At 65.7% G+C, this 15592-nt stretch carries 4 protein-coding genes; 1 reads left to right on the top strand and 3 read right to left on the bottom strand.

Features of this window, described 5'->3' with window-relative positions; all coding sequences use genetic code 11:
- Positions 1-17: 17 nt before the first annotated feature.
- Positions 18-11048, bottom strand: coding sequence for an autotransporter-associated beta strand repeat-containing protein (locus tag DGN21_RS10105; protein ID WP_215825218.1), 11031 nt, complete (start codon positions 11046-11048; stop codon positions 18-20).
- Positions 11049-11803: 755 nt separating this feature from the next.
- Here DGN21_RS10105 and DGN21_RS10100 point away from each other — a divergent pair.
- Positions 11804-13615: an EAL domain-containing protein gene (locus DGN21_RS10100; protein ID WP_160954730.1), complete on the top strand. Its 1812-nt coding sequence runs from the start codon at positions 11804-11806 to the stop codon at positions 13613-13615.
- A 123-nt stretch (positions 13616-13738) separates the two neighbouring features.
- Here the strand turns inward: DGN21_RS10100 and DGN21_RS10095 are convergent, their stop codons facing one another.
- Positions 13739-14437 carry a DUF1349 domain-containing protein gene (locus tag DGN21_RS10095; protein ID WP_160954731.1) on the bottom strand — a complete coding sequence of 233 codons (699 nt, stop codon included), beginning with the start codon at positions 14435-14437 and terminating at the stop codon, positions 13739-13741.
- A gap of 133 nt (positions 14438-14570) precedes the next feature.
- The gene (locus tag DGN21_RS10090) at positions 14571-15491 is read right to left on the bottom strand and encodes a M14 family metallocarboxypeptidase (protein WP_160954732.1); all 921 of its coding nucleotides are present in this window, start codon (positions 15489-15491) and stop codon (positions 14571-14573) included.
- Positions 15492-15592: the final 101 nt, after the last annotated feature.

Here is a 15592-nt window from a genome sequence, read left to right as displayed (position 1 = left end):
TTTTGGTCTGCGGTGAATCAGAAGCTCCAGCCCCAGGTGACCTGGCCGCCGTATGCGGTCTGGCCATCACCGTTGAGTCCCTGCAACGACAACGCCATGCGGCTGTTGGGCGAGGTGATCAGGCTGACGCCCAGTTCGCCGACCACCGCGTTCTTGGCCAGCGTGACGCTCTGCACCGAGAACTGCGAGCCGCTGCCGACAAAGCCGGCCGACCGCTCCACGGCACGGTCGCCGAACGCATGCCGCCAACCCACCGAGGCGTACACCCCGGCCGCCGCACCCAGCTGCCAACGCCCGCGCACACCCACCGTGCTGGTGGTGTACTCGTCCTTGGCACTGTCCACCGACAGCCCGGCAATGCCGCCGCGCTCGTCGAAGCCATCGGTCTTCAGGTGCGTGTAGTCCGCCGCAACGAAGGGGCTGTACACCGCATTGCCGGTGCGCAGGTTCCAGGCCGCTTCCAGCGACACGGTGACGGCCTTCGCATCGTAGTTGCTGGTCAGCCGCTCTTCGAGCACACCGGGCAGCATCACCCGGCGGCTGCTGTCCACGCTGTAGTCCGCATAGTCGACCGCAGCCTGCATAGCGAACGCGGACCAGTCGGCCTGGGCATAGATGCCGGCATGGGTGCCATCGATGTCGGAACGATCCAAGGATTCGCGCGAGCGGGTTTCGATGTCCTGATTACCGACCGCGACACCGACCACGCTGCGCTCGCCGATGCGCCGTTCTGCACCGGCCATGACGCCGTTGTCCTCGCGCCGCACCGAAGCGGTGTTGGCATCCCCATCGACACGATTGGGCAGGCTACGGCCGGTGATCCAGACCGTGGTGTCGCCTACCTGCGCGTCCTGACTGTCGCCACGCAGATGATTGCCGACGCCACTCAGCAGGAAACGGCTATCCAGCAATGCAGTCGCCGTGCTGGCGTGGCTTTCGCCCGACAGCGAGGCAAACGCCGTGCTGATCGCCTGCGGGTCGTCGGGCAGGCGCACCACTGCCTGGTAGACCGGGCTGGTGGTCGGCAAGCCATCCACCGCAGCTGCGGCAGCCTGCTGGTTTGGCGCGGTGACTGCATCGACCATGGCCACGGTGTTGCGGCCAAACGACACCGACAGCGCCGTGGCACTGGCGCTGACATTCGGCGTGACGAAGGCGTAGTCGGAGACGACGTTGGTAAACCGACCGGTCAGCCCGCCGGCGGCGCTGATGACCGGGATCTCGGTGAACAACGGCAGGTCCGTCGCACGTACCAGTTGCAGGGTGCTGCCAGGTGCCAGCGTGGCCGCCCCGCCCACGCTGATCGGTGTCACCGTGCCGCCCGCACCCGGCGTGACCTGCAGGGTGGAGCCATTTGCAAGCGCGACATTGCCGCCGACGCTGATCGTGCCCGTACTGCCGCCGATCGCCACGGTGCCACCGGAGGTCAGGCCGCCGATGCTGCCGCTGCCGGTGAGCGTGCCGCCCGGGCCCACCGTGACCGGCCCGCCCAACGCGGCGCCCGGATTGGCCGGGTTACCCACGCTCAGGGTGCCCGCGACGATGGTGGTCGGCCCGGTGAAGCCACTGCTGTTTGCGGTGACCAGCAAGGTGCCCACACCATCCTTGAGCAGACTGCCGGTACCCGACAGGATCCCTGCGTAGGTGCCATTGGCGGTCTGCTGGAACACCAGTGCGCCGGCATTGGCGATATTGCCCTGCAAGCTGTCGGTATCGCCAATCAATGTGCCCGCATTGATCGTGGTGCCACCGAGATAGGCGTTGACACCATCCAGCGTCAACGCGCCCGCGCCGTTCTTGATCAACGTACCGCTACCGGTGATGTTGCCGGCAAACGTGCCATCGCCTGCCTGGTCGAACACCAGTGTCGCGTTGTCGACGATGTTGCCCTGCAGGCTGGTGGTGTTGCCGATCAGGCTGCCGCTGGCAATGGTGGTGCCACCGCTGTAGGTATTGGGCGCAACCAGCGTCAACGCACCCGTCCCCTGCTTGACCACACTGCCGGTGCCGCTGACCGCGCCGGCGAACACGCCATCGCTGGCCTGATCGAACACCAACGTGGCGTTGTCGACGATATTGCCCTGCAGGCTGGTGGTGTTGCCGATCAGGCTGCCGGCGCTGATCACGGTACCGCCGGTATAGGTGTTGGGTCCGAGCAGTTGCAGCGCGCCGGTGCCGGCCTTCTGCAGCGAGCCGGTGCCGCTGAGCGTGCCTGCATAGACGCCGCCGGTGTTCTGGTTGAACACCAGTGCCGCGTTGTTGGCGATATCGCCCTGCAGGCTGCTGGTGTCGCCGATCAAGGTACCGGCCGTGATCGTGGTGCCGCCGGTGTACCCGTTCGCACCGTTGAGCACTAGTGCGCCGGCGCCATCCTTGATCACGTTGCCGGTGCCGGTGATCGAGCCGGTGAACACGCCATCGGCCACCTGGTTGAACGCCAGCGTCGCATTGTCGACGATGGCTCCCTGCAGGCTGGCGCTGTCGCCGACCAGGGTGCCGGCGTTGACCGTCGTGCCACCGGTGTAGCTGTTGCTGCCGTCCAGTGTCAGCGTGGAAACCCCATTCTTGATCAATCCACCGGTGCCGGTCACAGCACCGGTCAAGGTGAGATCGTTGCTGCCCGCAAACGCGACTGCACCTGCCAGCTCGACTGCGTTGGTCACTGTCAGTGCCTGATCGGTATCCAACGCGGTTCCGGTCGCGGCGGTCAACGTTCCGGTGCCCAGCGCCTGTGCATCACCCAGCACCAAGCTACCGCTGGCAAGTACGGTACCGCCGCTGTAGTTGCCGGCTTCGGCAAGCGTCAACGCACCCGTCCCCTGCTTGACCACACTGCCGGTGCCGCTGACCGCGCCGGCGAACACACCATCGCTGGCCTGATCGAACACCAGCGTGGCGTTGTCGACGATATTGCCTTGCAGGCTGGTGGTGTTGCCGATCAGGCTGCCGGCGCTGATCACGGTGCCGCCGGTATAGGTGTTGGGCCCGAGCAGTTGCAGCGCGCCGGTGCCGGCCTTCTGCAGGGAGCCGGCGCCGCTGAGCGTGCCGGCATACACGCCGCCGGTGTTCTGGTTGAACACCAGTGCCGCGTTGTTGGCGATATCGCCCTGCAGGCTGGTGGTGTCGCCGATCAAGATACCGGCCGTGATCGTGGTGCCGCCGGTGTACCCGTTCGCACCGTTGAGCGATAGTGCGCCGGCGCCATCCTTGATCACGCTGCCGGTGCCGGTGATCGAGCCGGTGAACACGCCATCGGCCACCTGGTTGAACACCAGCGTCGCGTTGTCGACGATGGCTCCCTGCAGGCTGGCGCTGTCGCCGACCAGCGTGCCGGCGTTGACCGTCGTGCCACCGGTGTAGCTGTTGCTGCCGTCCAGTGTCAGCGTGCCGGTGTTGGTCTTGATCAAGGCGCCACTGCCGCTGATATCGCCGGCAAGCGTGAGGTCTGCCGGATTGTCGACGCTCAGCGCAGCGCCGAGGACGACCGCATTGCCCACAGTTGCGGCAACAGGGTTGGTCAGCACCGCAGCGCCGACCACCGACAGGCTGCCGGTGCCCAGCGCGTTGTTGCTGCCGATCGACAAGGTGCCATCGCTCAGCGCGGTCCCGCCGGCATAGCTGTTGTTGCCACTGAGCGTGAGCGTGGATGCACCGGTCTTGATCACGCTGCCGGCACCGCTGATGGCGCCAGTCAGGGCGAGATCGTTGCTGCCAAGCAGCGTCACCGCACCGTCGAGCACCACCGCATTGCCCACGGCCAATGCCTGGTCGGTATCGAGGCTGGTACCGGCTGCCGCGGTCAGCGTGCCGGTGCCCAGTGCCTGCGCATCGCCCAGCACCAGCGTGCCGCCGCCGAGCGCGGTGCCGCCGGTGTAGGTATTGGCGGCGCTCAGCACCAGCGTGCCGGTGTCGAGTTTCTGCAGCGTGCCAGTGCCGCCGATGCCCACATCGATGGTGCCGGTGACGCCAGGGTCGACACGGATGATGGTGGTGGCCGCATTGGCGCTCAATGCACCGCCGCCGGCATCGCTCAGCACATACCCGTCGCTGATGAACTGCATGCCGGTAATGCCTTGCGTGCCCTGCACGCCTACATTGCCTGCGGTGCCGGCGAACACGGCAAAACTGTTCTGCCAGTCGCTGTTGCTCAGCCCATCGATCGAGGTCCAGTTGGTGGGGCCTGCGGCCCACACGCCTGCGCCGCCATCGATGCTGCCATTGGCAATGGTCTGCGCACCATCCCAGAACTGCACGTTGCTGCCGGGCGCCAGCAGCACCACGTTGATCTGCTGGGCCAGCGCGGTCTGCAACGTCAGCTGGGTGGGATCGATCGTACCTGGCAGCGTGCCGATGCCCAGGCCGTTGTCGGTCAAGCCACCGGTGTAGTCGATCAGGCGGTACACGCCGGTGCCGAAGCCGCCGATGTCGGTGATGTTGAGCGTGCCGTCCAGGGTGAGATCGCCATTGACCGCCAACACGCCGGTCTGGCTGGGGATGCCCAGGAACGCGTCCAGCGTGGCAGTGGGAGCCAGGCTCAGGCTGCCGGTGGTCAACACTGCGCCACTGGTCACCACCAGGCGGCCGCCGTCATTCACCGTGACCGCCGCATCGACCACGCCGCTGCCGCTCAAGCTGGCACCGCTGCCCACGGTCAGGCCACCTGCACTGGCCAGCGTGCCATCCACGTCCAGCGTGCCGGCGGTGACCTGGGTGGTGCCGCCGAGCGCGCTGGTGCCGGTGAGCTGCAAGGTGCCGGTGCCGACCTTGTCCAGATTGCCTGCATCGCTCAGGCTGCCGGCAAACGTACTGCCGACGTTGTTGGCGCCAAGCTGCAGCGTGGTGCCGCCCAGCACCGCGACGTTGCCCTGCCCGGTCACTGCACCCAAGGCCGCATTGCTGCCGAGCGAGAGCCCGGCACCTGCGGCCACATCCACGACGCTGGTGTTGCCCAACGCGCCGGGGGCGGCGGTGGCGAGCACGCCGGCCTGCACCGACACCGGGCCGGTGAACGTGTTGCCGCCGGACAAGGTCAAGGTGCCCAGGCCCGTCTTGGTCAACGCACCCGCGCCACTCAGCACTCCGGTCAGGCCCAGATCGTCCGCGCTGGCAATGGTCAGATCGGCTCCGAGATTGACCGCATTGCCCAGTGCCAGCGCAATCGCGTTGCTCAAGGTGGCATTGCCCAGCACCGACAGGCTGCCGACACCGAGCGCGGTGTTGCTGCCAACCGCCAGGGTGCCTGCGTTCAACACGCTGCCGCCGACGTAGCTGTTGGCGCCGTCGAGCGTGAGCGTGGACGCGCCGTTCTTGATCACACTGCCCGCGCCGCTGATCGGGCCGGACAGGCGCAGGTCGTTGCTGCCGACCAGGTTGAGCGCGCCATCGAGTACCACTGCATTGCCGACCGCCAATGCCTGGTTGCTATCGAGGTTGGTGCCGGTTGCTGCGGTCAGGGTGCCGGTGCCCAACGCCTGCGCGTCGCCCAGCACCAGGGTGCCGCCGCTGAGGGCGGTGCCGCCGGTATAGCTGTTGGCCGCATCGAGCACCAGCGTGCCGGTGTCGAGCTTTTCCACGCCACCGCTGCCGGAAATAGCGACATCGATGCTGGCGGTTGCACCCGGATCCACACGGATCGCGGTCAACGGCGCAGTCACAGCCAATCCACCCGCGCCGGCATCGGTCAGCTGATAGCCATCGGTGACGAACTGCAGGCCGCCGATGCTCTGCGTGCCCACCACGCCGACGGCGGCTGCGTTGCCGGCAAAGACCGCAAAATCGCCTTGCCAGGTGCTGTTGGCGCTGCCGTCCTGGTTGGTCCAGTTGGTCGCCGCCCCCCAGGTCCCTGCACCACCATCGATGGTGCCGTTGGCGGTGGTCTGCGCGCCATCCCAGAACTGCACGATGCTGCCCGGTGCCGTCACCACCAGGTTGAGTTGCTGGCCGATGGCGGTCTGCAGTGCGAGCTGGCTGAGATCCACGCTGCCCGGAAACAGACCGATCGCCAGACCGTTGTTGGTGAGCAGGCCGGTGTAGTCGATCAGCCGGTACACACCCGTGCCGAACCCACCGATGTCGGTAATGTTGAGCGTGCCGTCCAGGGTGAGGTCGCCATTGACCGCGAGCAGCCGCGTATTGCTCGGCGCTGCCAGTGCGACATCCAAAAACGCACCCGGTGCCAGGGTCAGGCCACCCACGCTGAGCGAGGAGCCACTGGTCAATGCAAGCCGGCCACCGTCGGCGATGGTCACATTGCTTCCCACGTTGCCGGTGGTGCCGGTGCCGGTCAGCGTGCCGCCTAGCGCCACGTTCACTGCGCTGGTGCCCAGGGTGCCGATCACATCCAGGGTACCGCCGCTGACCTGGGTGGCACCGCCGATCGCGCTGTTGCCGAGCAGGCGCACCGTGCCGGCGCCGACCTTGTCCAGATTGCCGCCACCGCCGAGGCTGCCGCCAAAAACGCCACCGCCCAACTGCAGCGTGCCGCCGGCATCGGTGTTGACATTGCCGGCGCCGCTGAGCGCGCTGATCAGGCCGCCGTTGCTGAGATTCAGCACCGCACCTGCAGCGACATCGACATTGCTGGCGTTGCCAAGCGACGCAGCGGTGCTCGCAACCAGCGTGCCGGCCTGGATCGCCAGCGGGCCGGTGTAGGTGTTGCTGCCATTCAAGGTCAGGGTGCCGGCACCGGTCTTGATCAAGTCGCCTGTACCGCTGATGCTGCCGCTGACCAGCATGTCCGCACCGTTATCCACGGTGAGCGCTGCGCCAAGCGCGATGTCGTTGCCCAGCGCCACCGCAATCGCATTGCTCAGCGCTGCATTACCGACCACCGACAGGCTGCCGGTGCCGAGTGCGTCGTTGGCGCCGACCGCAATGGTGCCGGCCGTCAACGTGGTGCCACCGCTATAGCTGTTGCCCGCGTTGAGCGACAACGTGGTGGCGCCATTCTTGATCAGGCTGCCGGTGCCGGTGATCGCAGCGTTCAAGCCGAGATCGTTGCTGCCGACCAGCGTGAGCTGATCGTTCAACTGCACCGTATTGCCCAGCGTCAGCGCGGCAGCGGCATCCAGTTCGGCTGGGCCGCCGACCAGCAGCGCACCCACGCCCAGCGCAGCGTCGTTGCCGAGCACCACACGCCCCGCATTCAGCGCAACGCCGCCGCTGAAGGTATTGGCATTGGCCAAGGTCAGCGTGGCAGCGCCTTGCTTGTCGAGACTGCCGCTGCCGCTGACGACGCCATTGAGCGTGATGTCCTGCGTGCCAGGCAAGGTGAGTGCGCCATTCAAGGCAAGCGCATTGCCCAGCGTCACCGCGGTGCTGGCATCCAGTGTGGTGCCCGCGGCGGTGCTCAGCGTGCCCAAGCCCAGTGCCGTGTCGCTGCCGACCACCACTGCGCCGCCCTGCAGTTGCAGTCCGCCCGCCCAGGTGTTGTTGCCATTGAGCGTGAGCGTTTGCGTGCCATTCTTGATCAGGCGACCGGCGCCGTCGACCACGCCATCGAGGGTGAGGTTCTGGCCATCGATGGCGAGTTGGCCGGCGACATTGACCGCGTTCTGCAAGGTCACCGCCGCGCTGGCAGTGAGCTGCGTGCCATCGGCAGCGGTGAGCGCGCCGGTGCCGAGTGCGCTGTCGCTGCCGACCGACAGGATGCCGGTGTCGAGCAAGGTGCCGCCGGTATAGACATTGTTGCCGGTGAGGGTCAACGCACCGGCGCCCTGCTTAAGCAGGCTGCCTGCGCCACTGACGATGCCGGTGACGCCCAGATCGTTGTTGCCGGTGAGCGAAAGCGCACCGTTGAGCACCACAGCGTTGCCGATCGTGGTCGCGGCAGTGGCCTGCAGCTGCGTGCCATCGGCAGCGGTCAGCGCCCCGGTGCCCAGTGCTGCGCCGTCGCCGATCAGCAGCGCGCCTGCATCGAGATCCACGCCACCGGCAAAACTGTTGGGTCCAGCCAGCGTCAATGCAGCATTGCCGTCCTTGACCACGCCACCCACGCCACTGACCGCACCGGTGAGGGTGAGATCCTGGCTGCCGCCGAGCTGCAGGTCCGCTTCCAGCGCCACGTTGTTGGCGAGCACGCGTGCGGCGGTGCTGTCGAGCAGTCCGCCGCCGACGGTCAGGGTGCCAAGACCCAAGGCGGTGTCGCTGCCCAGGATCAGGCTGCCTGCACTCAGGCGGGTGCCGCCGGTGTAGCTATTGTTACCGGCCAGGGTCAGGCTGGCGGGGCCCAGCTTGTCCAGGCTGCCCACGCCGGTGATGGCGCCGGTAAGCGTGAGCGCGTTGCTGCCACCCACGTTGACCAGGCCGGCCAAGGCAATGGCATTGGCCAGCGTGCTGACGGTTGCATTGTTCAGGGTGGTACCGGCTGCTGCGCTGAGCGCGCCAACACCGAGCGCGGTGTCGCTGCCCACCGTCAGTGTGCCGGCGCTGAGCGTGGTGCCGCCGCTGTACAGATTGTTGCCGCTCAGCGTGAGGTCGCCACTGCCGGATTTGATCAGGCTCCCGGTGCCGCTGATCGCGCCACTCAGTGTCAGTGCTTGCGCCCCACTCAGTGTCAGCGCACCTGGAGTCAACGCGATCGCGTTGCTCAGCGAGGTGGCCGCCGTGTTTTGCAGGGCCGCATTGCCGGTGACGTTCAACGCACCCGTGCCCAGCGCGGTGCCGCTGGCCACCTGCAAGGTGCCGGCAGTGAGGTTGGTGCCGCCGGCATAGGTGTTCAGGCCGCCCAGGGTCAAGCTGCCGGTGCCGAGCTTGTTCAACGCACCGGTGCCGCCAATGGCGCCGCTCAGGTTCAAGGCATTGCCGCTGCTGCCCACGCCCAAGCTACCGGTGAGTGCAATCGTGTTGCCCAGGGTTGCCGCAGCGATGGCATCCAGCTCGCCGCCGCTTGCGGTCAGGGTGCCGGTGCCCAGGGCCGCGTTCGAGCCCACCACCAGGCGCCCGGTACTCAAGCTGGTGCCACCGGTGTAGGCGTTGTTACCGGTCAGGGTGAGGTCGCCCGCACCGCTCTTGATCAGGCTGCCGCCACCGTTGATGGCACCGCTCAATGTCAGCGCCTGCGCGCCGGTCCAGTTCAAGGGTCCGCCAAGGCTGATGCCGTTGGCCACCGTCAGTGGCGCACTGCTGCTGAGGTTGGACGCGCCGGTGACGTTCAAGCCGCCGGTTCCCAGTGCCGAGGTACTGCCCAGTTGCAAGGTGCCCGATGCCAGCGTGGTTCCGCCAGCGAAGGTGTTGGCGCCGTTGAGCGCGAGCGTGCCGGTGCCGGTCTTGTTGACACCACCCGCGCCGGCAAGCGTGCCGGTCAGGGTCAGCGCGTTGCCGCTGGCGCCCAGGCCCAGCGTATTGGTCAAGGCAACATTGTTGGCCAGGGTCAGTGGAGCGCTGGTATCCAGCTGCCCACCGGCGGCTGTCACCGTGCCCGCTCCGAGCGCGGTATTGGTTTCGATCCGCAGCGTCCCCGCGCCCAGCGTCGTGCCGCCTGCATAGGTATTGCTGCCGCCCAGGGTGAGCGTGCCGGTGCCGATCTTGTTCAACGCGCCGGCGCCGCTGATGCCGCCGCCAATCCGCAAGGTGTTGGCGCCGCCGATGCCGATGAAATCGTTGAGCACGAACGCGTTCGGCAAGTCGACCGCCGCACTGGAAAGCACGCTGCCGGCTGACACGTTGACGGCGCCTGTTCCCAGTGCGCCATTGGTTCCCACCGTCACTGAGCCGCCGAGCAGGTTGACGCCTCCGCTGAAGGTATTGCTGCCGGTCAGGCCCAACGCACCGCTCCCGGTCTTGGTCAGCGCACCGGTACCGACGATTGGGCTGGCAATGGTCAGGGCATTGGCGCCCTGCAGGGTCAAGCCACCTGCTCCCAAGGTGATGCCGCCGGCAGGCGACAGGCTCAGGCCGGCGGCTGTCGCCTCCAGCGCACCGCCATTGGCGGTGATGGCAGTGCCTAGCTGCGCAGGATTGGCGAACTGCAGTACGCCGCCATTGAGCGCGCTGCTGCCGAAGTTGCTTCCGCCCCCGACCGACCAGGTGCCGCTATTGACGCGCAGGCTGCCGAAATTGATGTATTGCGCGGTGCTGAGCGTCCCGACGCCGGTGCTGCCGCTGCCAGTGCCGGTGGCCGAATTCTGCAGGATCAGCGTATTGGTGCCGCCTGCGCCGCCATCCACCACACCGGTCTGCGCGAAGCTCAGCAAGCCCCCCGGCCCAAGCAGTTCCAGCGCCAGCCCGCCGCCGCTGTTGACGCTGCCGCCAGTCACCGCCGTGAAGCTGTTGGTGCTGCCCGCCCCCATCGACACGCTGCCGTTGATGGTGCCGGCGTTGACGAAGCTGTTGCCGGTGGCCGAACTCTGGAAGCCGACGCGCCCGTTGATGGTGCCGGTGTTGACCGCATTGACGGTACCGCCGCCGCTGACTGCTATCACCGGCGTATCCGCACTCAGCACCGACAGGTTCAACAATGCACGGCTATCGATCAGCCCGGCATTGTTGATCTGCACGACGCCATTGCTGGCCGAGGTGATGCCAAGCGCCATGCCATCGAGATTGAGCAGGTTCGCCCCCAGCAGGCCGCCGGTGCCGTAAATCGCGCCGGTGGCGAGATTATTGGCGGTCACCGTGGTGGAGCTGGCATTGCCCATGCTGACGCCGGTGCTCAACACCGACAACAGGCCGAGCGCCGAGGGATCGATCGTACCGCTGTTGTTGAGCGTGGCATTGGTGCCGGTGAGCGCAATGGCGGTGCCGCCCAGCAGCCCGGCGGTCATCTGCGTGCCTGCCGCAACGTTGATGGTCAGGTTGTTTGCGCTGCTTGCGAAGCTGTTGCTGGTGATTGGCAACCCCGTACAGGTGACGGTGGCGCCCGCCGCTGGAAGTGCAGGTGTGCACGCCCCCCAGGCCAGCATCGGTACGGCGGCTCCCACCGCCAGCACGACCAGGCTCGCCACACTGCGGCGGGTTGCGCCGGGCTTGCGCCGCCGACGTACCAGCTCGTGCGTCACCACCCAATTACCAATCGCCGCGTTCCAGACCAGCGCAAATGCACGATTCATTTTATTCCCCCTGTATCGCCGTGCAGAGACTCACGCACACACACACGCGCTCTCCAACAGCAGAAAGTTGATTTACTGTCGAGTCAGTTTAAAATTTACTGTCGAGTCGGTTTAAAACAGCTTGTGCCGTACCAACCGGTATCGCCTACGGATGAGGACGTTTAATACCATTCCCTGCGAATAATAGTGGGAGATTAATAGGGAAAGCGCCATGCCTGAAACTGTGCCGAATATCACTAACCAAGAAACTATCCATGACACACGCCCAAACTGTCGACTGGTTTACTCGTGCCCGTCAGCGTTATCGCGCTACCTCATGCGGCAGGCGCCACAGATCATGTGCGGCAGAATTCAAATAAAAACATGGCATAATTCAGCGGTAAAGCGGAATATTGCTGGATGAGTCCGAATGATTTAAAGCGATCTGATGCGGCCACCCGAACATTAGCGAGCCGAACCATTTCGACTACAACTTTTGTGTGGAATGTTGCGGTGCAGGAGTAAAAACCTGATCAATGCAGTGCCGTCATTTGATTTAATGAGCCCGCTTTTACCATTAAGACCACCACCAACTGTCGACGCCGCTCATTGATTGCGGTATTTGTGTGCAGCCACTCCGCCCGTCCAGTTTATTGTCGCGCTCGATATCCTGCGATGGAGTTTATTGAAGAGGCCGGCTTATTCGAAAAGTTTTTAGTGCCCGATGATCGTCACCTGTCAACGACCTCGGTTTGTTTGTAGTAGCCAGGCAGTGTGTGATCTTCAACACGGAAACTGACGACATGACGCTCGCTTTGGACAGCAAACGGCAGCAACAGCAGTTCGACTGGTCGGGCGTGCCGATCGACCTGGGTGGCATGGAGCCGCTCGATCAGATCGCGCGTCTGCTGTGCCATGCCCTGGTTGCGCCTGCGGCCGCACTAACCATCGTCGAGGGCGGCCGCGTGCGCGTGCTGGCGGCGCGCGGCATCAGTGCCGCCCATGTCGAGCAGGCCATTGAATTGTGCCGGCATGCGTCTGCGGCGCCCAATGGCGTCACGGAACTGATCGAACCTGCCGCCCTTGCCCCGATCCAACTGGGCGACGCCGCCTTCCCGGGCTTGCCGGCGCGCTTTATTGCCTGCGTCCCGGTCGGTGCACCGCAGACCGGCGTCTCCGGCACCTTGTGCGTGATCGATACGCGCGAGCGTCGCCTGGCCAGCCAGGAACACCAACAGCTGCTGATGTTCGCCAATGTGGCCGCGGCGCAACTGGAACTGCAGTTCGGCGCCGGGCGGCGCGAACCGCACAGCGGCCTGCTCAATGCACGCCAGTTGCAGTCGGACCTGGATGCCCTCGCCTTCGGCAGCCACTGCGTACCGACCATCGCTGCCTTCATCGAGGTCTACGACACCCAGGCAGCCAATGAAGCACGTCAGGCACTGGGCATGCAGCCGCTGGAAGAACTGGTGCGCCACGCCAGCTATGTACTGACGCGCGCGCTGCGCGGCAAGGCCACCGTCTATCACGTGGCACCGATGCGCTTTGCGTTTTTTCTGTTGAATTCCGCGCCCGACGAGATGGAAGACCTGTTGCTCGATCTGCGCGACATGCTGCATGCGCCGATGGACGCGGCCGGCATCCCGATGTCGTTGACCTTTCACGCTGGCGTCGTGCGCTTTGCACCGCAACAACCGGACACCAACGACGTCATGCGCAAGGGGCTGGTGGCACTGGGCGATGCGATCAGCAATCACGCCATCGTATGCTGGTATAGCGCCTCGCACGACGACGCGATCCAGCGTTCGTACCGGTTGGCACTGGATGCCGAAAAGGCGCTGGAAGCAGGCGATTTCCGGCTGGTGTTCCAGCCACGGATCAACCTTGAAGACTTGTCGGTGACCGGCTTCGAGGCACTGTTGCGCTGGCGGCATGCCAGCCTCGGCCCGATCGGTCCGGACGAATTCATCCCCTTGTTCGAAAAGACCGCCTTGATGTGCACCGTCACCAACTGGGTGATCGAAAACGCATTGGTGCAGTTGGCCAGCTGGCGTGCGCAGGGGCTGGACTTCTCCATGTCGATCAATCTGTCTTCGCGCGATTTTGGCAACCGCAATCTCGCCGCAGACGTCATCCATCGCTGCAGGGAGCTGGCCATCCCCACCCAGCGCATCGAGCTGGAGATCACCGAGGGCCGCTGGCTGCGCAGCAATGTGGAGGCCGTGCCACGGCTGCGCGCCCTGCGTGACGCCGGAGTCAATGTCGCCATCGACGACTTCGGCACCGGCTACAGCAACTTCGGCTACCTCACCGAGCTGCCGGTCAACGTGCTCAAGCTCGATCGCTCCCTGGTGACCGGCATCGCCACCAAGACCGGCATGCAGCTGCGCGCCGAGGCGGTGGTACGCCTGGCCAGCGCGCTGGGATATCGCACCGTTGCAGAAGGCATCGAACACGCCGACGAAATCGCGCTGCTGCGCAGTTGGGGATGCGATGAAGCGCAGGGCTATCTGCTGGCCCGGCCGATGGAGGCGGAGCTGGTGGCGGCCTATGTGGCAAGCGCGGTGGCAGAACAGCGCTTGCCGTGATCCGAGCTGCCCGCGTGCAGTCGGCGCGTGCATCGTCCTTGATCGACCCACACTACGCCGCCCTCGCCTCCTGCAGTGATGTGCGTGGCAACGCAGCGCGCACGCTGCGTTGCCACGCGGCCATCAACTCAGATCGTGCAGGTCCTTGTCCAGCGGCGGACCTAGCGTCCAGTCGGAAAACCGCACCTTCAGCCCGGCACGCTCCGGCGTGCAGCACATCGGCCCGACCTGGTACGCGTCGGCGACGGGAAACGGGCAAAGCCTGACCAGTGGCCAGGTCCGGCCATCGGCCGATACCTGCAGACGCAGGACGCCATCGGCAACGGTGGCGCGTATCCAGAAATCCTTGGGGTCGGCCTCGTAAGGGCCGGTCGCCCAATCCGAGACCGGGTTGGTCAACACGCTGCTGAGCATGGCACGGCCATCGCTAAGCTCGATGCCCGCCTTGACCCAGTGCTGCTCGTCCACGCGCACCATGATGCCGGCCTGATCGTAGAGCGACTCGTACTGCGCGCGCACCCGCAACTGCGCAGTGAAGCGCGCTGCGGCGGTGATACCGAGAAAATGCCCGCTATCGCGCGTGAACCCGTAATGCGTCTTGCGCCAGAAGTCGGTGGCCTTGTCGGTAACCACGTCCAAGGTGCCGCCGCTGATTGCGACGGTCCGTGGCCGATTGAGCCAGCTGCCGTCCTGCCACTGCGTGTCCTGCGCCATCGTGTTCTCCGTCTTGGGTTGCCTGGCAAGCACGCCGCCGCTGATGGCCATTCCCATCGCGCCGCCCAGCAGGCGTCTGCGTGCACCGTCTATCGCATCGTGAGTCATTCGGGGTCGTCCATGCGCTTGAAGAACTGCATAGTCTAGCCGTGCGGTGGCTCAGGGCATGCATGCGTGGGCCGTGCTGCAGATGGCTGACATCGCCGCGACGCCAGCGTCGATCTGGCGCCAGTCCATGCTGTCAGCGCTGGGCGAGCGCGTAGTCCAGCGCCGCGCAGATCGCAGCCACCTGCGCGGCGTTGCACTGTGCGGGCGTTGCGCGCGGGCTGTCCGGATACACCTCGGTAGTGGTGCGATAGCGCGCGTCGGTGACGCCCGCGCACAGGCCAAGACGCCGCACCGGGTAGTTGATGACGCCAGGAGCGACCACCGCTGCGCCGATGATCTGGCCGTTCGCGTCGGCAGGTGCGATATGGGTGACCTCGGCGACGGCGGCAATGATTGCCTGCTGAAACTGCGGTTGCGGATCCTCGCTATCGCCCACCAGGTAAAAGCCATCGGGAATGCTGCCGGGCACGAAATCGACGCCGTCACGTGCGGCCAGGGCCGGACGAAATTCGCTCTCGTCGCTGTCGGTGGTTTCGTGCAGATCGATATGCACCAGCATCTGTCCGGCCACTGTGGCGACCAGTTGCATCAAGGCCGCCGACTCGGCGGCCGGGCTGTCCGGCCGAAACGCACGATTGGGGTCGATGGCATCGGCATTCCAGCGCTGGATCCGCTCGTAGCCCCATGGATTGACGCAAGGCACCACCAGCAGATTGAGCTTGCCTGCATAGGCCGCCGCGCGTTGCTGCAGAAACTGCAGCGCGCCCTGCACGCCGCTGGTTTCATAGCCATGCACGCCACCGGTCACCAGCGCGCAGGGCAAAGCGGCGTCCCACGCCACGCTGCGCAGCGCGATCAACGGGTATTGCTCGGATGCCGCCAGGATCGTTCCGTAATGCACGCGCTCATAACTGGCATCCAGTGCATCGATCACTTGCACCACATCGTCAGCATGACTGCGCTGACGTAGCTGGCGTGCGCGCCATGCGGCGCGCTCTGCTGCGCCCCAGGGCTGCCGTGGTGTGCCGATCGGATACGCCATGCGCTGTGTCATTACCGGTGCCGTCCAATGAAAGACGGCCAGCGTAAGCGCTCCGTGCATGGCGGTCCATTCGACGACGAACCCGATGATGGCGACCGCCCGTAAGGTCGAGT

It is taken from the genome of Xanthomonas sp. MLO165, from assembly GCF_018831305.1.
GTDB lineage: Bacteria > Pseudomonadota > Gammaproteobacteria > Xanthomonadales > Xanthomonadaceae > Xanthomonas > Xanthomonas arboricola.
Note: the sequence above shows the minus strand (reverse complement) of the source record. Positions and strands in the feature narration are given on the sequence as shown.